The organism is Gemella haemolysans (assembly GCF_028308085.1).
In the GTDB taxonomy this organism is placed as follows: domain Bacteria; phylum Bacillota; class Bacilli; order Staphylococcales; family Gemellaceae; genus Gemella; species Gemella haemolysans_D.
The window spans coordinates 1-294 of sequence record NZ_JAQMFS010000014.1 but is presented as its reverse complement, the minus strand read 5'-3'; the positions used below and the strand labels follow the sequence as shown (position 1 = coordinate 294).

The window sequence follows — 294 nt, the reverse complement described above, 5'->3', positions numbered from 1 at the left end:
TACAACGAAGAAGAGGTTGGAGAAAATGATACTCGTACAGTTCTTAAATTCCACCCAGCTCTTGCTCCGTTTAAAGCAGCTATCTTACCACTTTCTAAAAAATTAAGTGATAAAGCTGTTGAAGTATATCAACAATTAGCTGCAGACTTTATGGTTGATTTTGATGAAACTGGATCAATTGGTAAGAGATATAGAAGACAAGATGAAATTGGTACTCCTTTCTGTATCACTTATGACTTCGAGTCTGAAAACGATGGAATGGTAACTGTTCGTGATAGAGATACTATGGAACAA

At 35.7% G+C, this 294-nt stretch carries 1 protein-coding gene; it reads left to right on the top strand.

Features of this window, described 5'->3' with window-relative positions; all coding sequences use genetic code 11:
* Positions 1-294 (top strand): His/Gly/Thr/Pro-type tRNA ligase C-terminal domain-containing protein (locus PNO30_RS00870; protein WP_271986814.1); only part of this gene is annotated, 294 nt, incomplete at both ends.